The 23,733-nt window shown below is 58.7% G+C and carries 22 protein-coding genes and 1 pseudogene; 8 read left to right on the forward strand and 15 right to left on the reverse strand.

Going from position 1 to position 23,733, the window contains the following annotated elements; all coding sequences use genetic code 11:
• Positions 1 to 125, reverse strand: a pseudogene (locus tag NW805_RS00320) (RNA-guided endonuclease TnpB family protein); the annotation flags it as partial.
• Positions 126 to 278: 153 nt separating this feature from the next.
• Positions 279 to 2,495 carry an NAD-binding protein gene (locus NW805_RS00325; protein WP_414421286.1) on the reverse strand — a complete coding sequence of 739 codons (2,217 nt, stop codon included), beginning with the start codon at positions 2,493 to 2,495 and terminating at the stop codon, positions 279 to 281.
• A gap of 431 nt (positions 2,496 to 2,926) precedes the next feature.
• On the opposite strand from NW805_RS00325, the gene NW805_RS00330 reads away from it, so the two are divergent.
• The 3 genes from NW805_RS00330 (at position 2,927) to NW805_RS00340 (ending at position 7,215) form a co-directional block, all read left to right on the forward strand.
• Entirely contained in the window at positions 2,927 to 3,979 is a 1,053-nt protein-coding gene (locus tag NW805_RS00330; protein ID WP_414421287.1) for a Fe(3+) ABC transporter substrate-binding protein, read from the forward strand.
• A gap of 173 nt (positions 3,980 to 4,152) precedes the next feature.
• Positions 4,153 to 5,421 carry an esterase-like activity of phytase family protein gene (locus tag NW805_RS00335; protein WP_414421288.1) on the forward strand — a complete coding sequence of 423 codons (1,269 nt, stop codon included), beginning with the start codon at positions 4,153 to 4,155 and terminating at the stop codon, positions 5,419 to 5,421.
• A 93-nt stretch (positions 5,422 to 5,514) separates the two neighbouring features.
• Positions 5,515 to 7,215 carry an ABC transporter permease gene (locus NW805_RS00340; RefSeq protein ID WP_414421289.1) on the forward strand — a complete coding sequence of 567 codons (1,701 nt, stop codon included), beginning with the start codon at positions 5,515 to 5,517 and terminating at the stop codon, positions 7,213 to 7,215.
• Positions 7,216 to 7,220: 5 nt separating this feature from the next.
• Here NW805_RS00340 and NW805_RS00345 read toward each other — a convergent pair whose 3' ends face one another.
• The 8 genes from NW805_RS00345 to NW805_RS00380 all read right to left on the reverse strand — a co-directional run bounded on the left by NW805_RS00345 (position 7,221) and on the right by NW805_RS00380 (position 13,158).
• The gene (locus tag NW805_RS00345; RefSeq protein ID WP_414330493.1) at positions 7,221 to 8,165 is read right to left on the reverse strand and encodes a F0F1 ATP synthase subunit gamma; all 945 of its coding nucleotides are present in this window, start codon (positions 8,163 to 8,165) and stop codon (positions 7,221 to 7,223) included.
• 61 nt (positions 8,166 to 8,226) lie between these two features.
• A complete protein-coding gene (gene atpA / locus NW805_RS00350) occupies positions 8,227 to 9,747 on the reverse strand; it encodes a F0F1 ATP synthase subunit alpha (protein WP_011434218.1) in 1,521 nt (506 codons plus the stop codon).
• A 43-nt stretch (positions 9,748 to 9,790) separates the two neighbouring features.
• Positions 9,791 to 10,339 carry an ATP synthase F1 subunit delta gene (gene atpH / locus NW805_RS00355; protein WP_011434219.1) on the reverse strand — a complete coding sequence of 183 codons (549 nt, stop codon included), beginning with the start codon at positions 10,337 to 10,339 and terminating at the stop codon, positions 9,791 to 9,793.
• Positions 10,340 to 10,359: 20 nt separating this feature from the next.
• Positions 10,360 to 10,923, reverse strand: a complete 564-nt coding sequence (locus NW805_RS00360) for a F0F1 ATP synthase subunit B (RefSeq protein WP_414416569.1) — start codon at positions 10,921 to 10,923, stop codon at positions 10,360 to 10,362.
• Between the two features lie 35 nt (positions 10,924 to 10,958).
• Positions 10,959 to 11,432: a F0F1 ATP synthase subunit B' gene (locus NW805_RS00365; RefSeq protein WP_414349846.1), complete on the reverse strand. Its 474-nt coding sequence runs from the start codon at positions 11,430 to 11,432 to the stop codon at positions 10,959 to 10,961.
• 102 nt (positions 11,433 to 11,534) lie between these two features.
• The gene (gene atpE, locus NW805_RS00370; RefSeq protein WP_235280127.1) at positions 11,535 to 11,780 is read right to left on the reverse strand and encodes an ATP synthase F0 subunit C; all 246 of its coding nucleotides are present in this window, start codon (positions 11,778 to 11,780) and stop codon (positions 11,535 to 11,537) included.
• Positions 11,781 to 12,001: 221 nt separating this feature from the next.
• Positions 12,002 to 12,748, reverse strand: coding sequence for a F0F1 ATP synthase subunit A (atpB, locus tag NW805_RS00375; protein ID WP_414330483.1), 747 nt, complete (start codon positions 12,746 to 12,748; stop codon positions 12,002 to 12,004).
• Positions 12,749 to 12,753: 5 nt separating this feature from the next.
• On the reverse strand, positions 12,754 to 13,158 hold the full coding sequence (locus tag NW805_RS00380) for a hypothetical protein (protein WP_238376806.1): 405 nt from the start codon (positions 13,156 to 13,158) through the stop codon (positions 12,754 to 12,756).
• 517 nt (positions 13,159 to 13,675) lie between these two features.
• Between NW805_RS00380 and NW805_RS00385 the strand changes: the two genes are divergently transcribed.
• Both NW805_RS00385 and NW805_RS00390 read left to right on the forward strand, forming a co-directional pair.
• A complete protein-coding gene (locus NW805_RS00385) occupies positions 13,676 to 14,263 on the forward strand; it encodes a DUF3177 family protein (protein ID WP_011434226.1) in 588 nt (195 codons plus the stop codon).
• Positions 14,260 to 14,574, forward strand: coding sequence for a hypothetical protein (locus NW805_RS00390; RefSeq protein WP_414330481.1), 315 nt, complete (start codon positions 14,260 to 14,262; stop codon positions 14,572 to 14,574). Before NW805_RS00385 ends, NW805_RS00390 begins: the two co-directional genes overlap by 4 nt.
• 14 nt (positions 14,575 to 14,588) lie before the next feature.
• Here NW805_RS00390 and gpmI read toward each other — a convergent pair whose 3' ends face one another.
• The 4 genes from gpmI to mnmE all read right to left on the reverse strand — a co-directional run bounded on the left by gpmI (position 14,589) and on the right by mnmE (position 18,945).
• Positions 14,589 to 16,181, reverse strand: a complete 1,593-nt coding sequence (gpmI, locus tag NW805_RS00395; RefSeq protein ID WP_414421290.1) for a 2,3-bisphosphoglycerate-independent phosphoglycerate mutase — start codon at positions 16,179 to 16,181, stop codon at positions 14,589 to 14,591.
• A 215-nt stretch (positions 16,182 to 16,396) separates the two neighbouring features.
• On the reverse strand, positions 16,397 to 16,915 hold the full coding sequence (locus tag NW805_RS00400) for a tetratricopeptide repeat protein (RefSeq protein ID WP_414400697.1): 519 nt from the start codon (positions 16,913 to 16,915) through the stop codon (positions 16,397 to 16,399).
• 39 nt (positions 16,916 to 16,954) lie between these two features.
• Positions 16,955 to 17,455 carry a DNA starvation/stationary phase protection protein Dps gene (gene dps, locus NW805_RS00405; protein ID WP_414416568.1) on the reverse strand — a complete coding sequence of 167 codons (501 nt, stop codon included), beginning with the start codon at positions 17,453 to 17,455 and terminating at the stop codon, positions 16,955 to 16,957.
• 110 nt (positions 17,456 to 17,565) lie between these two features.
• Positions 17,566 to 18,945, reverse strand: a complete 1,380-nt coding sequence (gene mnmE, locus NW805_RS00410; protein ID WP_414421291.1) for a tRNA uridine-5-carboxymethylaminomethyl(34) synthesis GTPase MnmE — start codon at positions 18,943 to 18,945, stop codon at positions 17,566 to 17,568.
• 150 nt (positions 18,946 to 19,095) lie between these two features.
• Here mnmE and glgP point away from each other — a divergent pair, with 150 nt between their 5' ends.
• The 3 genes from glgP to NW805_RS00425 all read left to right on the forward strand — a co-directional run bounded on the left by glgP (position 19,096) and on the right by NW805_RS00425 (position 22,858).
• Entirely contained in the window at positions 19,096 to 21,696 is a 2,601-nt protein-coding gene (gene glgP / locus NW805_RS00415; protein ID WP_414421292.1) for an alpha-glucan family phosphorylase, read from the forward strand.
• A 115-nt stretch (positions 21,697 to 21,811) separates the two neighbouring features.
• Positions 21,812 to 22,282 (forward strand): tetratricopeptide repeat protein, encoded by a 471-nt coding sequence (locus NW805_RS00420; RefSeq protein ID WP_414421293.1) that lies wholly within the window; start codon positions 21,812 to 21,814, stop codon positions 22,280 to 22,282.
• Between the two features lie 12 nt (positions 22,283 to 22,294).
• Positions 22,295 to 22,858, forward strand: a complete 564-nt coding sequence (locus tag NW805_RS00425; RefSeq protein WP_414421294.1) for a tetratricopeptide repeat protein — start codon at positions 22,295 to 22,297, stop codon at positions 22,856 to 22,858.
• Between the two features lie 19 nt (positions 22,859 to 22,877).
• Here the strand turns inward: NW805_RS00425 and NW805_RS00430 are convergent, their stop codons facing one another.
• The gene (locus NW805_RS00430; protein WP_414381044.1) at positions 22,878 to 23,672 is read right to left on the reverse strand and encodes a response regulator transcription factor; all 795 of its coding nucleotides are present in this window, start codon (positions 23,670 to 23,672) and stop codon (positions 22,878 to 22,880) included.
• Positions 23,673 to 23,733: the final 61 nt, after the last annotated feature.

Here is a 23,733-nt window from a genome sequence, read left to right on the forward strand (position 1 = left end):
TTCTCCGGCGTGTTCTGGTTGACCCAATTCAAGGCTTGGCCAAAAGCCTCCAAAGTCGCGTCCAATTTGGCGGCCTGCGACTGGGACACCTTGAGCTTGCAGGATACGGTCAGGACTTGGGTCATGGTTCTATTGTGACTTCCGCATTCCTCCCGGCACTGACCCTACGGGTACAGTGCGGGGCTCCTGCGATTTCTAGCTGAATGTCCAACTGCCCATAACGAGATGTTTTGGACTACGGAGTGCAGAATAGACCAATAAACAGAACAGTGTCCAAATCAATTCAGATTACTCTCGCTGTTTTCGTTCATGGCTGCAGGGATCCGATGGTCAGGCTGCGCCTGGGCAAACACCTGCACTTCAGTGCTCATTTTGCGCAGTTGGCGGGCCAACTTGATCGCCTTGTCGCGGGGAAGGGGCGGGCTCACCACCGCCGGCAGACAGCGCAATAGGGGTTTCAGGGCCGTCTTGGGCAGGCGTGCGTAGAACGATAAAGCCGAGAGGATATCCTCTTCAAAATAGGGGTTGCGATACTCTAGGAGGCGCACCTGATACAGCTCTGGGGGAAGAGGCCGTCCTTGGGTTAAGCGAATCAGGGATTCCACCGTTCCCATCACATAGAGTTGATCGCCTTCTTTCAACGGGGTCTTGCCCTCTTTTTGCCAGATCTTGGGAAAAACACAGGGTTTCCCCGGTCGGGAGCGATGCAGCAAGATCACCAGGTCATAGTCCTGGGCCAGTTGGCGCAAGGATAGCCCCAGGTAGTGGCAATCGGCCGAGACCTCCAGCAGCGTCACCAGCAGAGTTTCCCCTTGCCAAGCCAGGGTGCCGTAGACGGATCCCACCAGTGCTGCGGTGGCAAAAGCCCGTGCCCCCAGCCCGGTAGCGCTGTAGCTGATCCCCAGCGTCTGCATGTGGCGCTGCATCCGAGCGGCCAATTCGGGATCGGTAACCCGCAAAATGGTGCGGATCCCCGGCTGCAGGCTGTGGGCCGTCAGGGCCGTCTCCAGGTTGGTGAGATCGTCAGGGGTGGTGCAGATCAGGCAGCGGCTGCCTTGAATGCGAGCCTGTTGCAGCGTGCTTGCCAGGGCGTAATCCCCACGAATCACCACTGCCCCCTCCCGTTCCGCTGCCTCCAAGAGAGGGTTCTCGCTATTGGGATCCACCACCACCACCTCGTAGCCCATCTGCCGCAACAACTGCAGCACCAAATAGCTCAGCCGCCCCAACCCTGCGATCACCACATGATCCTCTTTGGGCATACGGGCAGCCCGACCCAAGCCAAAGCGACTGCTCACCAATTTGTCGGTCACCAAGCCGTAAATCAACCCCACCAGGGCGGCCCCCACCAAGGTCATCATCACCGCCAGCACCTTCGCCCCCAGCGGCGTTTCCGGCTGTTGAAAAGCCTCAATATCCCCGTAGCCCCCTGTCAGCACCACGATCGTCAGCAACAGCCCATCGATGAGGGGTTTGCCGATCATCCTGAAGTTGATCACCCCCAGCACCAGCATGGCCCCCAAGGTGAAGGTGAGGGTGCGCACGATGGGCTTGACCTGTAGGAGTCCCTGCACTCCTCTGCGCAGCCAAGACCCAAGGGATCCCCGCCCCAACGACCTGCCTTGCCGTTGTTGTCGCTTGTCCTGCATCTGGCCGCTGGCCCAGCGCTGTGCCCGTGAGGAGCCCCGTCGCCCGTTGCGTTCCAACAGTTGCAGGTAGGCTCTGGGATCGCAAATGACCAAAACGCGATCCCCCTCCAGCAGCTCTGCCTCGTGGTCAAAGTCGTCGAAAACTCGCTGTTTGGAAAAGTCAGAAAGCCCATCCACCGGGTAATGAAACAGCACCCGCGCCCCAAAAGTTTCCTCCAGCTCCGAGAGGGGCATATGCAGCAGGCGGGAGTTGTATCCGATGGTCAGCTCTACCACGTTCCAGAGGGTGGTCTCTCGGTCTGAGACAAAGTAAGCCGGATCTGCCAGCTCTGGCGGAAGCGTGGCCGGCTGGGCTTCCAGCTGGGGCAGCTCAAAGTAGCCAACAAATTCGTCGGAAACGGCCTTAAGGGCAAAAGCCGGGGCAGCCAAAGCCGCCACCGATAGGGAAAAATGCTGTGGCAAAACCGAGTCGAGATAGCGGGCAAGGCTGTGGTTGAACAGACGCGAGACGACGCGCACCTGTGGGTTGAGATCTCGAATTAGCAAAGCCAGCTCAAAGTTGGCTTGGTCATCGTCCTCCAGCAGCAGCGCCACCCTAATCCGCTCGATCCCAGCCCGCTGCAACACCCCCGGCTGGCGGGGATCCGCCTGTAGGTATTGCCACTGCTCTTCCAAATGAGGGGGCAGATCGGGAGCAACTACTACAGCGCGACGTCCAAAAGCTTCTAGGGCTTGGAGAGTGAGCTCCACCAAATCGTTGTAGCCGCAGACCAGGATAGAGACACCTGGATCCCTGCCGTTCTCTTGCACCTGCGCCTGAGGTAGTCCAGAAAGGGAGCCCACCATACTCCGCCATCTACCCTGCTCCCGTTATACCCGAAGCCCTTCCAGCTTTTGCGGGTGTTGTCAATACTGCTCCGCGGGGCTCCGGCCACAGACCGATTGCTCAACAAGATCGGCAAGATCGGCTGGGTCGCCGGCCATCTCGAGTGCTGTCGAGGACAAGGGGAAGCCACCCAGTTTCATCCCAAAGGGTGAGAAGTGAGAACAACTCCCAAGAGCTTGACCTGGTACTTGAGATCCTCTATCATTGCCCCAAGGCGAGGTTCTTGAATAAAAGTCTCAATAAAGCTGGCCTAAGATGAGGGTCAACGGAGTGAGATTTGCGGGAACCGCCTTTGTCCTTTGGGCGTAGCTTTCAGGTTTTTTCTCAGAGAGAGGCATGGCCAGCTTGGCCGGTGGAGCTGTATCTCTTGAGATGTTTTTGAACTTAGGAGTTGGGTATGCGCTTATCGCGACGGCAATTTGTCAGTGGAGCCACGCTAGGTTCTGCGGCTCTGGCAGCAGGGTCTCTTCTGCGTCCGGCCCATGGCGCCAATCAGGAAGTGAACCTCTACACCTCGCGGCACTACGGCACAGACGAGAAATTGTACGAACTTTTCAAGCAGAAAACGGGCATTACCGTGAAGTGGGTGGAGGGCAAAGCCGATGAGATCATCGAGCGCATCCGCAGCGAGGGATCCAACAGCCCCGCCGACATCTTCATGACGGTGGATGCTGCCCGGTTGTGGCGCGCTCAGAACGAGGGCTGGTTTCAACCCATCCAGTCGGAGACGCTCTCCAAAAATATTCCCGAGTCTCTGCGGGATCCAGAGGGGTACTGGTTTGGCCTCACCAAGCGGGCGCGGGTGATCATGTACAACAAAGACAAGGTGGATCCCAAGGAGTTGTCCACCTATGAGGACTTGGCAAACCCCAAATGGCGGGGCAAGGTGCTCACCCGCTCCTCCAGCAACGTTTACAGCCAATCCTTGACGGCCTCGATCATCTTGGCCCACGGGATCCCGGAGGCGGAAAAGTGGGCGCGGGGCTTGGTGGCCAACTTTGCGCGCCCGCCGGAGGGGGGAGATATTGATCAAATCAAAGCCGTAGCCGCTGGCGTAGGAGACGTGGCTTTGGCCAACACCTACTATTTGCCGCGTTTGATCAAATCCGACAATCCAGAAGAGCGCGCCGTAGCCGAGAAAATCGGCGTCTTCTTCCCCAACCAAGAGGATCGCGGCACCCACGTCAACATCAGCGGGGCCGGCATTCTGAAAACAGCTCCCAACAAAGACGCGGCCATCCAATTTTTGGAGTTTCTCTCCGGGCCAGAGGCGCAGGCCATTTTTGCCCAGGGCAACAACGAGTATCCAGTGCTGCCAGGGGCCGAGATCGACTCGGTGGTGGCCAGCCTTGGCACCTTTAAGGAAGATACGATCAACGCTGCCAGCATTGGCCGTGTCACCCCTGATGCCCTAAAGGTAATGGATCGGGCCGGTTGGAAGTAGATCAGGCCTCCAGGACAGGCCCTGAGTGCAGCCTTTCATTGCTTGACGCCGTGAACGTTAAGCAGCTTGACGGTTCTTGGCCAAGCGTCGATACTCTAGGACGGCGTTGCTTCCGTTTGAGGCCGCTCAGGCGTCCTGTCTTTCTTTTTCAAAAGCTTCTGGAGGTTTGCCAAATGAAACAACTGCGAACAGCAGGCTTGTTCTTGCTCCTGCTTTCTTTAACCTCTTTCTACACCAATAGCCCGGCAAAGGCAATTGAAAACCTTCCCGAAAAGGCTCCTGTTCCAAAGCGGGATCTGCTTTTGACCACAGAAAACGGCGTCAAAATCTACAATGGTGGGTTTGGCTCTGGCCTTGCCTTTGATGGCCAATGTTTTTATGTGCTCACCGATCGCGGTCCCAATATTGATGGAGCTGAGTCAAACGACAAGATTTTCCCTAAGCCAGACTTTACCCCTCAAGTTGCCAGATTGTCTTTGGACGGCAAGGGCTTCAAGTTGGACAGGGTCATCCTGCTGCAAGACGAGACAGGCAAAAATCTCACCGGGATCCCCAATCCATCTGACTCGGGGGGAACGGGAGAGAATGCCTACGATCTCAGCGGCAAGCAGCTTGCGCCGGATCCCAAAGGTATCGATCCAGAGGGGATCGCGGTGGCCAAAGATGGAAGCTTTTGGATTGCCGACGAATACGGACCTCACTTGATCCATTTTGATTCCAATGGCAAGGCCATCGAGTGGCTAAATCCTTTTGGAAGTGGAGTTGGCGGCAAAAAGCTTCCAGAAGTTTACAAAAATCGGCGCCCCAATCGCGGCATGGAGGGGCTAACTCTGACGCCCGATCAGAAATACTTGGTCGGCATCATGCAGTCTCCGCTTTTGAACCCCAACAAAGATGTTCAAAAGACCGCAACTGTTTGCAGGATACTCTTCTATGAACTGGCCACGGGCAAGTTCAAAGAATACCTCTATCCTTTAGAGGGAACTGGCACCGCTGTTAGCGAAATTGTCGCCATTACCGACACAACCTTCCTGGTTCTCGAACGGGATGGCAAAACGCCGGGAGAGGACAAAGAGGTTACGAAGAAGATCTACAAAATCGATACTGCCGCTGCCACGGATGTCTTTGATCCTGGTCCAAATGGCCTGCTGGTTAACGGCAAGACTCTGGAGCAGTTAACCCAAGAGGAAATCATTGCAGCGGGGATCAAGCCCGTTTCCAAAGAAGAAGTATTTGACATTATGTCGATCCCCAATTATCCCCACGACAAGCCCGAGGGGTTGGCCATTCTCAACTCAACTACCCTAGCGATAGTTAACGACGACGACTTTGGCATCGTCTCGGAAAAGGGCGCGGTTCAAGAAAAAACTATGCCTTACCTTGGTAACAAGCAAGACGAGAACATCGTTTATTTCGTTAAGCTGCCCAAGAGCTTGTTTTGAGAGAAAACTTGGTTGGGGATCCCTGGAGGATCCCCTTTTCCTCCCCAGGAGTTGCTCAAGAGGTAGCTCCCGCCTGTTGAGATGGACAAAGAGATGAGGTTGAAGTTGTTGAGCAAATCTCTGCCGGGAAGTGGCTTCTTTCCTCTGAACGGCTGGGCGCTTCTGACTCTGACCCTCAGCGGTCTCATTCTCGTTCCTGTCCTTACGGTGTTGCTCAGCCTTTTTGCGGACGAGCGGCAGGTTTGGGAGCACCTGGCCGATACGGTCTTGGGGCTTTATGTGCGCAATAGCCTGGTGATGATGGCAGGGGTGGCGGCGGGGGTCATCCTGGTGGGCAGTGGCACTGCCTGGCTGGTGACCATGTGTCAGTTTTGGGGGCGGGCCTGGCTGGAGTGGATGTTGGTGCTGCCCCTGGCGGCCCCCACCTATGTGTTGGCCTACGCCTACACCGATTTTTTGCAGGTAACCGGCGGTTTCCAGATCTGGCTGCGGCGGGTAACAGGTTGGGGGATCGGCGACTACTGGTTCCCTAACATTCGCTCGTTGTGGGGGGCGATCCTGCTGCTGATCCTCACCCTCTATCCCTATGTTTACCTCTCGGCCCGGCTGGCCTTTCAGGAGCAATCGGTGGCCTGCTTAGAGGTAAGCCGCTCCTTGGGCTACGGGCCTTGGGCCAGCTTTTTCAAGGTGGCTTTGCCGCTGGCCCGACCGGGGATCGTGGCCGGCTGTCTGCTGGCCTTGATGGAAACCCTCAACGATTTCGGCACCGTCAGCTATTTCGGGGTAGATACCTTTACAACCGGCATCTACCGCACCTGGACGGCCCTGGGCAATCTGGTGGCGGCGGCTCAGCTTTCGGCGCTGCTGTTGCTGCTGGTGCTGCTGCTGATGGCGGTGGAGCAATTCTCCCGCCGGCGGGCGCGCTACTATCGCCAAGGGTTCAAACCCACCCCAACCCGTTATCGCCTACAAGGGATCCGGGCGGTGGGGGCTTGGCTAGCCTGTGGGATCCCAATTGGGCTGGGCTTCGTCGTTCCGGCCTTGATTCTGCTCAATATGACCCTGCGGCAGGGGGAGTTGGGTCGCCGCTTTTGGAGCTACGCCCAGAACAGCTTTCTGCTATCGACCATCACGGCTGTCATTGCCGTTTCCGTGTCGGTGGTGGTGCTGTACGGGCTGCGCATGCAGGGGCTAGGACGGGCGGGATCCCCGTGGGGCCTGCGGCTGGCAGTGCAGTTGTCTTCTCTGGGCTATGCGCTGCCTGGGGTGGTGATTGCAGTGGGGGTTCTGATTCCCCTAGGGTGGTTGGATCAACTGCTGAGCTACCTGCGGCAGGTGGTGCTGCAACAGCCACCTGGCCTGGTGATCAGTGGCACCCTCACGGCTTTGGTGTTCGGCTACCTGGTGCGGTTTTTGGCCGTGGCTTTGGCCACCGTCGAGGCCACGCTGCTGCGCATTCCCCCCAGTTTGGATGAAGCGGCCCGCAGCCTGGGACAGGGATCCCTGGGCACCCTGTGGCAGGTGCATTTGCCCTTGATGAGGGGTGGCCTCTTGGGGGCTATGCTGCTGGTATTTGTGGATGTGATGAAGGAGCTGCCGGCCACGATGGTGCTGCGGCCCTTCAACTTCGACACCTTGGCGGTGCAAACCTACCGCTTGGCAGCCGATGAGCGTCTCGCGGAGGCAGGGGCACCGGCTTTGGCCATTGTCTTGGTGGGGATTTTGCCGGTGGTTCTGCTCAACTCCCAGATGGCGCGGCAACGCAACCTCGGCTCCTCAGGGGATCTCCTTTGAGAACCCTACAAGGCCTCCGCTCCGGCCACCACCTCCAGGATCTCCTGGGTAATAGCCGCCTGGCGAGCTTTGTTGTAGGCAAGACCCAGCGTGCGAATGAGCTCGCTAGCATTGTCGCTGGCGTTGTTCATGGCCGTCATGCGAGCTGCCAATTCGCTGGCCGCCGCCTCCTGCAAGGCCCGTAGCAACTGGTTGTTCAGGTACAGCGGCAGCAGTGCATCCAAAATCTGCACGGGATCCTGCTCAAAGATCATGTCCTGAGGTGGGGCCGAGACCGCTGCGATGACTTTGCTGCGCTCGACAGTAAACTCTCCGCCCCGCACCAAAAGACGAAAAATTTCATCGTCTTGAGTGGCCAACCGCGACGGATCGAGGGGCAACAGGGATTGCACCACCGGACGGGAGCTGATCAAAGAGACAAAGCGGGTATAGAGCAGCTCTACCTTGTCCACCTTCTCCGACAAGAAGGCCGAGAGGAGCTGATCCCCAATCTGGGCAGCCTCAGCCGCCGTGGGGATCTGCGACAAATTCACGTAGGTCTTGGCGATGGGAGCGGAGCGCCGCTGGAAATACTGCACCGCCTTGCGGCCCACCAGGTAAAGCTGCACCTGCTGCCCTGTCTCCTGCAGCTCGCGAACCCGCTCCTCGGTGCGCTTAATCACGTTGGCGTTGTAGGCTCCGCACAAGCCCCGATCCCCGGCCACCACCAACAGCCCCACCGTCTGGATGGGCCGCTGCTTCAGCAGAGGCAAGTTGACATCCTCCAGTCGCAGCCGCGTCTGCAGTCGATAGAAAACCTGGGCCAGTCGGTCGGCAAAGGGACGGGTGGCCATCACTTGCTCTTGGGCGCGCCGCACCCGAGCTGCTGCCACCAGTCGCATGGCCTCGGTGATTTTGCGGGTGTTTTTGACCGCTTTGATGCGATCGCGGATGCGCTTGAGGTTTGCCATAACCTACTCCCTCTATTTTGGTGGTCGACAGGGATCCGGGCCAGGAGAGATCCGCGTCACCCTAGGCCGCCTTGGCCACGAAGCTCTGCTTAAACTCTGTGATGGCCGTTTTCAAGATTTCTTCTGCCTCGTCGGTGAGCTGCTTGGTGGAGAGGACGATCTCGCCGTACTTGGGATGGGTGGTGCCTAGGTAAGCCAAAAGGCCCTGCTTGAAGCTGGAGACCTTCTCCACCGGAATGTCATCCAAATAGCCTCGTGTTCCCGCATAGATAATGGCCACCTGCTGATCCAGAGACAGGGGAGAGTATTGCGGCTGTTTCAGCAACTCCTGCAGCCGTTGGCCGCGGGCCAGTTGCTTTTGGGTAGCCTCATCCAGGTCAGAGGCAAATTGGGCAAAGGCTTCCAGATCGCGGTATTGCGCCAGTTCCACCTTGATGGAGCCAGCCACCTTTTTCATCGCCTTGGTCTGAGCTGCCGAGCCGACGCGGCTGACGGAAATCCCGACGTTGATGGCCGGGCGGATGCCAGCGTTGAACAGATCCGATTCCAAGAAGATCTGCCCATCGGTGATGGAGATAACATTGGTGGGAATGTAGGCCGATACGTCGTTGGCCTGGGTTTCCACGATCGGCAGCGCCGTCATGGATCCCTCTCCCAGTTGGCTGCTCAGCTTGGCGGCTCGCTCCAATAGCCGCGAGTGCAGGTAGAACACATCCCCAGGATAGGCTTCTCGACCGGGTGGACGGCGCAGCAGCAGTGACATTTGCCGATAAGCCACCGCCTGCTTGGAGAGGTCGTCATAGACCACCAGGGTGTGTTTGCCCTGGTACATGAAGTATTCGGCAATGGTGGCACCACAGTAGGGGGCCAGCCACTGCAACGGAGCTGGACTATCGGCGCCGGCAGCCACCACAATGCTGTAGTCCATAGCCCCTCGCTCGGTCAGGATGCCCACCACCTGGGCGATGGTGCTCTGCTTCTGGCCAATGGCTACGTAAATGCAGATCACATCCTGCCCTTTCTGGTTCAGGATCGTGTCCACCGCAACGGTGGTCTTGCCGGTTTGGCGGTCGCCGATGATCAGTTCCCGCTGCCCCCGCCCGATGGGAATCAGGGCATCGATGGCGGTAATGCCGGTTTGCAGAGGCTCGTACACGGAGCGGCGATCGACAATGCCAGGCGCTGGCGATTCGATCAGGCGAGACTCCGTACACTGGATCGGGCCTTTGCCGTCGAGGGGGTTGCACAGGGGATCCACCACGCGGCCCAAGAGGGCTTCCCCCACCGGGATGCTGGCGATTTTGCCCGTAGATTTGACGGTGGATCCCTCCTGGATATTTCGCCCGGAGCCGATCAGCACGGCACCGATGTTGTCTTCTTCCAGGTTGAGGGCAATACCGGTGGTGCCATCCTCAAATTCCAGCAGCTCGCTGGCCATCACCTTATCCAAACCGTAGATGCGGGCAATGCCATCCCCCACCTGCAGAACTGTCCCCACATTGGAGACCTGCATCTCCTGGTTGTACTGCTCGATCTGCTGTTTGATGATGGTGCTAATCTCGTCTGGGCGAATGGTAGGCATAGCAGTCCTCTCAAGTAATGGGAAGGGATCCTCAAAAACCAACTTAGGCCAACTGCAAGGCAAGCCGGCGCAACTGTCCACGCAAGCTGAGGTCGATCACCTGGGATCCAATCTTGATGACCACCCCTCCCAGCAGCTCCGGATCCTGAGTGGCTTGCAACTCCACACCGCTGGCCTGGGTGAAGTCCATCACCCGCTCGCGAATTGACTGCTGCTGAGCTTCCGTCAAGGGTATCGCCGTCGTCACCTCGGCCAGGACGATGTTCTGGAGCTTCCGCTGCAGATCCAAAAAGCGCCGGCAAACAGTCCCGAGAAACATGATACGGCGGCGGTCGGTCAACAACTTCAGCGCATTCAGCAGCAGAGGGTGGATCTGATCGGCAAATACTTGCTGCAGCAGGTTCTTTTTGGCCTCGGCCTTGATCACCGGGTTGGCGAGAAACTGGCCCAGCTCCGGCGTAGCCCGCAAAACCTCGGCAATAAAGCGCATATCGGCGGCAAAAGTGTCCAGCAATCCCTGGCCTGACCCAAGAGCAATGAGAGCCTCGGCATAGGGATCCACCACCTTCTCAGCCATTGTGCTGCTGATCATACCTTTCTCCTCCTTGAGAGCTAGCGGGCAATCATTTGGATCCCTCTCTCGATCAAGCTGCGGTGAACCTCTTCGTTGAGGTGCTGCGGCAACTCCTGCTCCACCTTGCTCAGGGCTTGGCGAACGATCTGCCGACGCAACTCCTGAAAAACCCGCTCCTGCTCGCTGGACAACTCTTTCTCGGCATTGGCCCGCAGCCGCTCCACTTCCCGCTCCGCCTGCTCCAACAACTCTTGCCGACGGGCTTCGGCGTTGGCTTCCGCCTGCTTGCGGATACGTTCAGCCTCCTGCTGAGCCTGGGCCAGCTTTTGCTGCTCCTCCGCCAGCCTCTCGATGGCTTCCCGCTTGCGCTGCTCCGCCTGCCGCAGTTCTTCTAGGATCCCCTCCCGCCGCTTGGCCAGGGCTTCTCCCACCACTTTGCGACCCAAGATAAACAGCAAGGTGAGAATGATCGCGATGTTGATCAGGTTGCTCTCAAGAATCTTGGCCAAGAGATCCCCCTCTCCTGCCTTGGCTTCTGGGAGTAGCTCCGTGGTCTCGGCCACAGCCAAGATCCAACCGGCCACCCAACTCCACACAGGCATCGCAAGCTCCTCCAAAAGTACTTCCAACCAGCGATCTAACGAGCACTGCCCAACAGTTTCTGGGTAATCTGGGCGGCAATGGCATCCACCTGCTGCTGCAGCTGTTCGAGGGCTGCCTGCTTCTCTTGCTCGACCTGTAGCCGCGCCGCCTCCAGCTTCTGCTGGATCTCTGCCTGCACAGCAGCCAGTTTCTCGGAACGAATGCGAGCAGCTGCAGCCTCTGCCTCAGCGATCACCTGCTGGGCTTGCAAGCGGGCCTGGCTGATCTCAGACTCATACTGTCGGGTCAACGACACCGCCTTGTCCAACCGCTCTTGGGCTTCCGCTTGAGTGGTGCGGATGTAGTCGCTGCGGCTGTCGATAGCCCGCGTAACCGGCTCATAGAAGAGGGAGTTGAGCACTGCCACCAACAGCAAAAACTGAATGGCAATCAGGGGCAGGGTGGCATCCAGATCGAAAAGACCACCTTTTTCAGCCGCTTCAACAGCCAATAGAGTTTGGAAGAGCATGGGTGTTATGACCCCAACAGAAACTTAGGTCTACCGTCAGGCCGGGTTGGGGGGCGGATATGGCTCACCTCGGCCATCGCTGCGGCCCGCCCCCGTAGGACACTAGGCGAAGGGGTTGGCAAACAAGAGCACCAAAGCCACCACCAAGCCGTAGATGGTCAGAGCTTCCATGAAGGCCAGGCTAACCAGCAGGTTGCCGCGGATCTTGTCTTCCGCCTCAGGTTGGCGGGCCACCCCTTCCATCGCAGCAGCAGCGGCGTTCCCCTGTCCGATCCCAGGACCCAGGGATCCCAGACCAATGGCCAGAGCAGCAGCCAGAACAGAAGCAGCAGAGGTTAACGGATCCATAGTGAGATGCTCCTTGGTGATTGACACAACAACAACGTCTCTTGAGCTTCAGAGGTGATCGGGTCTGATACACTACAGCCTCAAATCACTCCCTTGTCGGCGGCTTTCAGAACCAATCTGTCAGCCCCAACAAACCTTACCAAAAGAAGGGATCCCTTGCGCTGACCCATTTGAGATGATCCTCCCGAAAAGGTTCAAGATGGATCGACCGACCAGCGGGATCAATCGTGGTGATCCCCTCCTCCATGACCTTCCAGCGCCTCTCCAATGTAAGCTGCCGAGAGGGTTGAGAAGATCAAAGCCTGAATTGCCCCCGTAAACAGAAACAAAATCATCACCGGCACTGGGATAAACAGAGGCACCAGCAACACCAACACCGCTATCACCAGCTCTTCGGCCAGGATGTTGCCGAACAGACGGAAACTCAGGGAGAGGGGCTTGGTGAAATCTTCCAAAACATTGATGGGCAGCAGAATCGGGGTAGGCTCAATGTATTTTTTGAAGTAAGACAGCCCCCGCTTGCTGATGCCGGCCACGAAATACATGATGCTGGTGAGCAGCGCCAACCCGGCAGTGGTGTTGATGTCGTTGGTGGGAGAGGCCAGCTCCCCTTCCGGCAGAGGAATCAGCTTCCACGGGAAGAGGTTGCCCATCCAGTTGGAGACAAAGATAAACAGGAACAAGGTGCCGACATAGGGTACCCAGGGCCGGAAGTTTTTCTCGCCAATCTGGGCACGGGCAATGCTCTGCACAAATTCCAGGGCATACTCGACAAAGTTTTGCAGACCAGCCGGCTCCCGCTGCAGTTGACGGGTGCCCAAGATAACCACCGTCAAGATCAGGGCAATGGCGATCCAGCTGGCGATCAAAACCTGCCCGTGAACCGTGAATTTGCCCAGGTGCCAGTAAAGGTGATGGCCGACCTCGAGTTCTGCCAAAAGAGGAGGAGAGGAGAAGGACAGGTTCATGGGCATCACACAGAAGAAGATGAACGGGTCAAGGTCTGGACAAGATGAATGAGCAGGGTGACCTTGTAGGTCATGAACCCCAGGAAAATGGGCAATATCTGTAAAGACTTCACCTGAGTGGCTAAAACGATCAGCCCGACAAACAGAGCCAAACGCGTCACCCCCAAACGGTTGCGGCTTTTGCCCAGCTCCGCTACGCCGCGGCCCAGCATGCGCAGATAAACCACGCCAACAACCGCCCCCAGCAAGTAGTTGGCAGCTACCCCCAGAGAGTAAACCAGGGCCACTCCCACGGCAATGGCCAGACTTACCCCCAAGGTAACCAGCACCAGCCACAGCTGCAGCGCTTCATAGCTCCCGCTGCCAGCAACTGCTGCCCCCCTAGCTCCACCCTTCACCTTCCTCGCCAAATCGGGCTTCCCCAGGGCAAGGGGTGGCTCTGACGCAACTGGATCCCCTGTCTCTTCCTCCCGCTTCGGAGAAGGAGGTGCATTCTCCAAGGGAGGCAGTGGTCTGGGCTTCCACTGGGTCGCCTTCCAACGGGTAGAACTGTGAGAGAGGAGTCTGGAAGAACGGGCCATGGTTTCGAGGTCATGCCTCTCAAGGTTTGACCTTAACCCAAGATAACACGATTAAGTAACAATACTTAATGAGATTAAGTTGGGCCAAGGTCTGAAGGAGACTCCGCTGGTCGCTCAGACAGGCAGCTGGCCTTCCGAACGACAGGGATACTCCTCTGAGGAGCTAGCTAAGAATCTACCACTTTCGGGGATCGGTAGCGGCAAAATGGAAAACTTTCTGAAAGCTGTCTGGTGTAAAGTTTTGCTGGGGATGGTCAGCAGGCGTTAACATTCCGTAACTCTCTGTGTCCCGTCCTGGATCCCCCAGGTTTCATATACTAAGGGGCAGGAGTGGCAGAGGGTGAGGATGACTCCCCAGAGTTGGCTGGTGGATGCAATCTGGCTGGACTACCGCTTGGCAGTGGCGCTGACGGTGGTGATGCCATTGCTGCTGCTGATTTGGGCTTTTGCGGTGGGGTTGCGGCCCTTGATTCAGCTATTGATCGTTTATTGGCGGGTATCGAGCCTCTTGGCGGTGACGGTGTACCTGATGATTGGGGGCCTGCCCGTCAGCTTTCTCAGTGGAGCAATGGCGCGGCTGTTGATCTTGGTTTGTCTTTGGTTTTGGCGGGACTGGAGTGCTGCTCTCGAGCAGTCGAGAACCTGGGCGGCGCGAGCCTTTTTGCTCTGGCGGTGGGGCCTGACTGGTTATATGGGGGCCGGGATCCTCTTTTCGGGGGCCTTTGTGCCCTGTGCTTTCCGCACTTCTCTGCCAGAGGAGTGCCGGGCTTGGTTTGGGCCACCGCTGGGGTTTCGGGAGATCTTCCATCCCAATGTATCGCCGGAGCTGCTGGGGAGCGTGGGGGCCTGGGGGCTGGTGGCCTACCTGCTCTACAGCCTCTACTTTGTCTGGCGGCTGCGACCCGGAACTGATAAGGGGGAACTGGAAGCATGAGGGCCCTGCCTTGGCCCTTGGCCTTGGAGCGCTATAGCCAAGACCACCCGCAAGAGGTGCTGCGGGTGGAGGTGGAAAGCGAGGGAGAGTCTGATCTGGTGCTGATCTACCGCGGCTACAGCAGCTCCTTGCGCCGACCCACTCCCCCCGATCCCGAAGCGGCGGTGATCCCTCCCCAGGCCCGCTTTTTGCAGTTGGAGCGCTTGGCTGCCCCCTATCACCCCGATCGCTCACGGGTTCTGGCTGTCTATCGCAACTGGGGAGAGCTAACAGCATGGCTGGCCCAAGAAGGGATCCCAGTGACGGAGTAAGGGATCCCTGGCACCTACCGCCCCACAGGACTGGGTTGCCGCTGGAGGATGGTGTATTCTGCCGGCTGCAAAAGCGAACGTCCTGTCATTTCGGGGGGCTGAGGCAGGCCCAAGATCTCCAGCAGGGTGGGGGCCACATCAGCCAAAGTGCCGTTGGAGCGCAACTTGACATCGCCGCCACAGCCGGGGATTTTGCGCCTTTCCCCCTCCACCAGAATGCAGGGAACGGGGTTGGTGGTGTGGGCCGTCCAGGGGTTGCCGTTCTCATCCCACATCAGCTCGGCATTGCCGTGATCCGCCAGGATCAAAGTAGTGCCTCCCGCATCTACCACTGCCGCCAGCAGCCGGCCCAAACAGCGATCCACCGTTTCCAGGGCGCGGATGGTGGCTTCGTAGTTGCCGGTGTGACCTACCATGTCGGGGTTGGCATAGTTGAGCACCACCAGGCTGTATTCGCGGCGGGCGATGGCCTCTATCGCCTTGTCGGTCACTTCCACTGCCGACATCTCCGGCGCCTGGTCGTAGGTGGTCACCAGCGGGCTTTGCACCAGGATGCGATCTTCGCCGGGGAAGGGCTGCTCGATGCCGCCGTTGAAGAAGTAGGTGACATGGGCGTATTTTTCCGTCTCAGCAATGCGCAATTGCTTGAGGCCGGCCTCGCTCACCACTTGGCCCAGCAGGTGATCCAGGTTCTGCGGCTTGAAAAGCACCTGCACCGGCAGCTCCGCCTCGTACTGAGTCATGGTGATGAAGGTGAGATCCGGCAGCAAGGGGCGCTGAAAGCCTGAGAAATCTGGGCAGACAAAGGCTTGGGTAAGTTGGCGGGCGCGATCTGGGCGGAAGTTGAAGAAAAGCACTGCATCGCCGGGTTGCACAGCCCCTGGAGCCAGGCGGGTGGGCGGGATGAACTCATCTGTGAGATCCTGGGCATAGAAAGCTTCCATCACCTCGGCGGCGCTTTGTCCACAGCCAGGGCCGTCTTGGGTCATGATCTCGTAGGCTTTTTGGGTGCGCTCCCAACGGCGATCCCGATCCATGGCGTAGTAGCGTCCGGTCAGGGTGGCGATGACGCCATTGCCCAGCCATTGCAGCTCTTTTTCCAGGGCGGCCAGAACCCTGGCACCATCGCGGGGCAAGGTGTCGCGGCCATCGGTGATGGCGTGGACATAGGCCGGAATCTCAGCCTGGGCCGCCAGCTTGAGCAACCCATAGAGATGGTCGATGTGGGAGTGAACCCCCCCCTCGGAGCAAAGGCCAACGAAGTGAAAACGGCCCCCTCGCTCTCTGAGCTGGCGACAAACTTGCATCAACAAGGGATCCTGGAAGAGGGATCCTGTCTCTATCGCGTCGCTGATGCGCACCAATTCCTGCGGCACCACCCGCCCTGCCCCCAAGGTCAGGTGCCCGACTTCAGAGTTGCCCATCTGTCCTGCCGGCAGGCCCACGGCCCGACCCGAAGCTTGCAGCAGGGTGTGGGGATAGGCAGCCCAAAGGCTATCCAGGACAGGGGTTTCCGCAGCCAGCACCGCGTTGCCATCGAGAGCATCCCGATAACCCCAGCCATCCAGGATCACCAAAACCACAGGTGCTACCGATTGCGAATCCATGAAATGGCCTCTCGTTTTATTTAAGACATAATACCAGCCCAGGCAACACGATACCGGATCTTACATTTGCGCTCAAGATTTCAGTATTATCAATCTTCTTTTGAGAGGATAAGGAAGTGCCTGCACAGGCAGGATGGAGTCTTTAGAGCCAACTCCTATGGACAACTGTGCTGCGGTCAAGAGTATTTCTGCGGATGAAATTGCAGATGGGATCCTCAGGGGCTGGGCTGCAACCGTTTGCGCAGAGACTCCGAGCGCCGCTTAGCAATGGCATTTCGGGGATCCAACTTCAGGGCAGTTTCGTAAGCTTCCAGGCTTGGGCCATAGAGATTTTTCTTCTCATAGGCATGGGCCAGATTGTTCCAAGCAGTTACATAACCAGGATCCGCAGCCACGGCATCCTTGTAGTAACGGATGGCCAAGTCGTACTGCCCCTGGCTGAAGTAGGCAAAACCGAGGGCGTTGCAGACGGGGGGAATGTTCTCCCCGGCCACTTCTAGGGCTTTTTTAAGCTGGGCAATCGCCTGGTCGTAGAGGCCTTTTTGCAAATAGACGCTGCCCAACTCGTAGTGCTCCTGCGGGGATCCCTTGCCTTTGCTCAGGCGGGGCTGCAGCTCACGGATGACCTTTTCCTGGGCCCGTACCCGCAGCACCTCCCGCAGGACAAAGAAGCCCGCCACGCCGAGGATACTGGCCAGAGCCACCAAATACAGGAGGGGAACGTTAACGCCCATTTTGCTTGATCCACTTGCCTGTGACTGGCCTCGCTGGCGTCACGCCTGCAGGTGAGCCTCGATAAACCAAAGATCTTTGTCAATCTGGCGCGAGATCTCGGTGAACAGGTCTGCTGTGTCGGCATCCCCCAGTTCGGTGGTGCGGTCAATGTTGCGGCGGACGGAAGCTGCATATTGAGCGTAACGGGCTGCCAAAGCCTGCAGGTGATCCCGACCCTCTTCAGCGGCCAGATCGTACTCCGGCAAGGTGGAGGTTTGGGCAACGATGCGAGCCGTGCCGCGGGCGATGCCCCCCAGCGCCGTAACCCGTTCCGCCAGCATGTCCACGTAGTTTTCCAGGGTGCCGGCGAAGGTGTCGAACATCTCGTGCAAGGCGATGAAGTGCATGCCTTTAACGTTCCAGTGGGCCTGTTTCACCTGCGTCTTCAGATCCAACGTGTCTGCCAAGGACTGGTTGAGCAGCTCCACCAGTTGCGCGCGAGCCTCTGCCGGCAAATCGATCTGGGTGGGGTAGAGACGGGTTTTCTCGGCGGTAACCATGCCTAATCTCCTAATTGTGTTTCCATTATCGGGGATCCGCTTCGGCTTCCCAACTGAGCCCATAGTAACACAAACTCAGAATGAGTATGAGTTAGGAGGAGTCTATAGAGTTACTTGCCGATGCAGAAGCGGCTGAAGATCTGATCCAGCACTGATTCCGAGATCTCCTCGCCGGTGATCTGGCCAAGGGCATGTAGGGCGCCCCGCAGGTCGATGCTCCAAAAGTCCAGGGGGAGCTGAGCTTGGATGGCCTGCCCCACCTGTTCCAGGCTGGCTTGGGCTTGTTGGAGGGCAGCAGCCTGCCGCTGGTTCAGGCTTATCTCCAGATTGGGCTGGGGACGTCCCTGGGTGACAAGCTGCTCCAGGGCTTCTTCCAGCTCCGGGATCCCTTTCCCTTGGGCGGCAACGGCGGGGACGCGGTGGGCAATCTCGGGGGGGAGAGGGATCCCCTCTGGCGGGGCGAGGTCGGTTTTGTTGATCACCAGGATGAGGGGGCGATGGCGGATCGACTCGTAGATGGCGGCGTCGGCAGCCGTCCAGCCCGCTTGGGCGTCGATGACCAGCACCAGCACATCGGCAGCCTGGGCTAGGCGTTGGGAGCGCTCCACCCCCAGCCGTTCCACCGGATCTTCGGTGGCGCGGATGCCGGCAGTGTCCAGGAGCTGGACGGGGATCCCTTTCACCACTAGGTGGGATTCCACCACGTCGCGGGTGGTGCCGGGCAGATCGGTGACGATGGCCCGATCCTGTCCTGACCAAGCATTGAGCAGGCTGGACTTGCCCACATTGGGCCTCCCGACAATGGCCACCTTCACCCCGGTGCGCAGCAGTTGTCCCCGTTCTGCCGTGGCCAGCAGGGCTTGCATCTGGGCTTGAATAGCTTGGAGCCGGGCCTGCCAAGCGGCAACATCCAAGGGGGGCAGATCCTCTTCAAAGTCGAGGCGAGCCTCAATTTCTGCCAACAAACCCAGCAGCTCCTGGCGCAGGGCGCGAATGGATCCCCCTAACTTACCCTGCAAGCCTGCTAGGGCCATCCGGGCCGCCTGAGGGGAGCGGGCCGCCACCAGATCGGCCACACTCTCGGCCTGGGTGAGGTCAATGCGGCCATTCAGAAAAGCGCGCAGGCTAAACTCCCCCGGCTGAGCCAGCCGCGCCCCCTGCCGCAGGCATTGTTGCAACGTGGCCTGAACCACCATGATGCCACCGTGGCAATGCAGCTCTGCCACATCTTCGCGGGTGTAAGAACGGGGGGCCTGCATCCAAACGGCCAGCGCTTCGTCTAGGATTTGGCCTTTCTCGTCGCGGATCCAGCCGTAGAGGAGCCGATGGCTCTCCCAGACTGCGCTGCGGCGGGCAGGGGTAAAGATGGCTTGGACAATGGGAAGGGCTCGTGACCCGGAAAGGCGCACAATCCCCACACTGCCCTGTTCAGGCACTACCGCAGTGGCAATGGCAGCGATCGTATCGGCCAGGGGCGCAGTCGGATCCATCCTAAACAAAGCCCTGAGGGAGTTCGAGCAGCCGTTGGATTACAGCTCGGCATCCACTGGATTACAAATCGACATTCAAGTTAAAAAGCCACGCCCTCAGGCTGAGGGCAAGGTAGCCTGACAGTGGAAACAACGCTCCTCCCAGTCTTTATGAAGCCGCTACGCACGTTTAAGGTCACTCCCTACCTGCCTACTCCGCTGGAAAGTCTGCGCTTGTTGGCTTACAACCTGCATTTTAGTTGGAACGTAGAAACCCGCAGCCTATTCCGGCGCATGGATCCGGATCTGTGGGACGCCTGCGGCCACAACCCGGTGGCTTTGTTGGGGCAGATCCGGCAGGAACGGCTGGACGAATTGGCAGAAGATCCCGGATTTTTGGCCCAACTGGAACGGGCCAGCCAACAACTGCAGAGCTACCTGCAGGAAGACACCTGGTATCGCAAGTACCGCTCGGCCCAAGCGGTGGAAGGGGAGTGCTACGCTTATTTTTCGGCCGAGTTTGGCCTGGCGGATTGTCTGCCCATCTACTCAGGCGGCTTGGGGGTTTTGGCCGGGGATCACCTCAAGGCGGCCAGCGATCTGGGCTTGCCCTTGGTGGGAGTGGGTTTGCTCTACCAAAAGGGCTATTTTCGCCAGTACCTCAACCCCGACGGCTGGCAGCAGGAACGCTACCCAGTTAACGATTTCTTTAACATGCCCCTGGAGCTGCAGAGAGATGCGGAGGGCCGCGAAATTCGCATTGAGGTGGATTATCCCAACCGCAAGGTGTTCGCCCGCATTTGGAAGGTGACGGTGGGGAGGGTGCCCCTCTATCTTCTGGACACCAACATCGAGCCCAACAGCCAGTACGACCAAGACATCACCGATGAGCTGTACGGTGGCGACCAAGATCTGCGCATCCACCAGGAGATGATGCTGGGGATCGGCGGCGTGCGGGCTTTGCGCGCCCTTGGCATCCATCCCACCGTCTACCACATGAACGAGGGGCACTCCGCCTTTTTGGCAGTAGAGCGGATTCGCCTGTTGATGGTGGAGCAGGGGCTGAGCTTTGAAGAGGCCTGGCAGGTGGCCAAGTCCAGCCAGATGTTTACCACCCACACGCCGGTGCCCGCCGGGATCGACCTATTCCCGCCCGACAAGATCGATTACTACCTCGGCTTCTACTACAGCCAGATGGGCCTGAGCCGGGAGCGCTTTTTGGCTTTGGGACGGGAAAATACTGGCGACTTCCAATCTCCCTTCAGCATGGCAGTGCTGGCCATCAACATGGCCTCTTTTGTGAACGGTGTGAGCAAGCTGCATGGGGCGGTTTCCCGCAAGATGTTCAGCCGGCTGTGGCCTGGGATCCCGCTGGAAGAAGTGCCGATTACTTCCATCACCAACGGGGTACATGTCCGCACCTGGGTGGGGGAGGAGAACCAAGCCCTCTACGACCGCTACCTGGGGCCGGATTGGGCAGAGGCTCCTCCTTCGGATCCCCTCTGGCAAAAGGTGGATCGGATTCCGGATGGGGAATTGTGGCGGGCCCACGAGCGCAGCCGCTCCCGCCTGATTAACTTTACCCGCGAGCGCTTGATGGAACAGCTCCAGAAACGGGCTGCCTCAGCGGCTGAGATCCAACGGGCCTCTGAGGCCCTCAACCCGGAGGTGCTTACCATTGGGTTTGCCCGCCGCTTTGCCACCTACAAGCGGGCCACCCTTTTGTTCCACAACCTGGAACGGCTCAAGGCTTTGCTCAACCATCCTCAGTACCCGATGCAGTTTATCTTTGCCGGCAAGGCCCACCCCCGCGACATACCCGGCAAAGAGCTGATCCGCCAGATCGTGCAGGTGTCGCGGCAGCCGGAGTTTCGCCAGCGCTTGGTTTTCATTGAGGACTACGACATGTATGTCACCAGCTTGATGGTGGCCGGGGTGGATGTGTGGCTGAACAACCCCTTGCGCCCCCGGGAGGCCAGCGGCACCAGTGGCATGAAGGCGGCAGCCAACGGTGGACAGAACCTCAGTATTTTGGACGGCTGGTGGGACGAGGCTGACTATTACCAGACCGGCTGGCCCATTGGCCGCGGTGAGGAGTATGAGGATCGCGCCTATCAAGATGAGGTGGAGTCGAATGCCCTCTACGACCTGCTGGAACAAGAGGTTGCCCCTCTCTTCTACCAGCGCGGCAGCGATGGCCTACCCCATCAGTGGATCCAGCGCATGAAGCAGGCGATTCGCCTCAATTGCCCCCAGTTCAGCACGCAGCGCATGGTGTTGGAGTACGTCCAGCGAGCCTACATTCCTCTCAGCAACTACTTCGACCGCATGCGCCGTGACCACTTCGAGTCGGCCCGCCAGTTCGTTCGTTGGCAAAACCACCTGCAGGAGCATTGGTACAACATCCAGGTTCTCAACGTCCAGATCGAAACCCCGAAGAAAGCTGCCGCTGCCGGCCTTGCCTTGGCACAGGATGACCAAGTGGTGATGGCCAGGGATCCCCTCACCGTGACGGTGGAAGTGCGGCTGGGATCCCTGCGACCTCAGGATGTGATCGTGCAAGCTTACCAGGGGCCGGTCAATGATGAGGGCCAGATTCAGAAGGGACAGGCGACCCCCCTGCGCTATGTGGAGACGGTGGAGGATCGGGCCATCTTCTCCGGCCAGATTTGCTATGAGGCCAGCGGCTTGCAAGGGTTGGCCATCCGCCTGCTCCCCTTCCACCCCGACATGCACGATCCCTACGAGCTGCGGTTGATGCTTTGGGCCTAATGGGGATCCGGAGCACGCTCGCGTGAGCGGGCCAGGAGGGAGGGCAACCCAATCGGGCAGAATCGAAGAGAAATTGAAAAAACGGGATGCGTTGGTGACAGCGGTGCGGAGCAGTATGTTCAGAGCCCACGACTCTGCCGGCTTGCGCGTTTTGATTGCAGTTGCCCTGTTGCTGGGGAGCATGGCGAGTTGGCGGCAGGATCGCCTTTTGGCAGTGATGGGTCTGGCAGGTGCAGCGGCCATTTCTGCCTTCACCCGTCCTGCCATCTTGGCCTACAACCGTGGTCGAGAACGGTGGCTGAACCGGGATTTGCCGGGGGCTATTGAACAGCTCAGCTTGGCTCTGCAGCGGGATCCCTGCCTGGCCAACGCCTACATTTTGCGGGGAGAAGCCTACTTTGCCCTCGGCCAAGTTCCCCAAGCCTTGGAGGATTTCGGCCAGGCGACCCGGTTGGCCCCACGCCGTCCAGAACCCTATTTTTACCGCGGGCTGATTCGTCAGTCTCTCGGGGACCTCCAAGGAGCAACGGCGGAGTTTGCTGAACTGGTGCGCCTACACCCCAACGTCCCCCACCACCTAAGCTAGGCCAACCTGCTAGTGCAACGGGGCTCCCTGCCTTTGGCCCTAGCCCACCTGGATGAAGCCATCCGCCTGGATCCCACCTCAGCGCTTGCCCATTCCCAGCGGGCCCGTTTACACAGCTACCTGGGCGAATGGGAGGCGGCTTTGTCCGATTGGTCGCAGGCTATTTACTGGGATCCCAGCCCAGCCCACTACTACCAGCGGGGGGTGACCTACGCCTGTGGTGATTACTTTGACGAGGCCATTGCCGACCTCAGCCGCAGCCTAGAAATAGAACCCCAACAGCCCAACGTCCTCTACAGCAGGGGCAACCTTCTCTATGCGCTGGGGGAGATCAAAGCGGCTTTGGACGACTACGAGCGGGCCTTTCGCCTGGAAGCGGATATGAACCGCATCGACCTCTCCGACGAGTATGGCTTGTACGGACGAGGGCTGGCCTACTGGAATATGGGAGATAAAGCAACAGCTTTTTCGGATTTGCAGGCAGCTTTGCAGGTCAGCCGCCAACATCACAACCTGGCTCTGGAGCAGCGGGTACGCCGGTCTCTGCTGCAACTTAGCAATCCCGATTCTGCCTAGCGGAATTGACGTTAACTAGCTATTCCTTAGTAGGTGCTTTGCCTGACGCTGCGACTCCACGACGCTGCCGCTGAGGCCCAGATCCTGAATCGCCTGCAGCGGCTGACAGAGTTTTCTGTTCCTGAAGCAGCGGGGGGCTGAGGCCAAAGCAGTAGCCGACATTGCGCACTGTGTGGATCAAGCTGGGCTGGCGCGGATCCCGTTCCAGCTTTTTGCGCAACGAGAGGATATGGGTATCGACGGTGCGAGGGTTATCGGTGGAATCCGGCCATGCTCGCTCTAGTAGCTCTAGACGAGAGACGGGATCCCCGTCCGCCTGCACCAGCACCATCAGCAGGCTAAACTCCTGGGGCGTGAGGTCGATCCCTTCCCCAGCCAAGGCGACGCGCCGTTGCACCAGGTCAATTTTGAGATCCCCGTACTGCAGAAAGGTAGGGGGGATATGACGCTGTCGCCGCCGAGCCAAGGCTAGAAGGTGGGCATCCAGCAGTTGCATACTAAAGGGCTTGGTGAGGTAATCGTCCGCTCCTGCTTCTAGGCCGGCGATAATGTCCGCTTCGGATCCCCGGTGGGAGAGTAGCAAAATCAGCAGATCGTACTGGCGATGGGCCCACCGGCACAATTGCAGCCCGCCGCGGTTGGACAGCTCCGCATCCAAAATCAGCAGGTGAATGGGCTGGTGTTGCAGCAGAGTCTTTGCTTGGCGAAGGGTCTCTGCTTCCCAAACTTGGTGTCCGGCCTGTTGCAAATGCCAACACAGCAAGCTGCGCAGATGAGGGTTGCCTTCTGCCAGCAAGATGTGCAAGGGTTGCATGGCTGTTCGGTTGGGATCCCGCCCACATCATAGTGCTCCGCACCGCTGACGCGACAGTGCT

It is taken from the genome of Synechococcus sp. W60.1 (genome assembly GCF_047461575.1).
Lineage (GTDB): Bacteria > Cyanobacteriota > Cyanobacteriia > Thermostichales > Thermostichaceae > Thermostichus.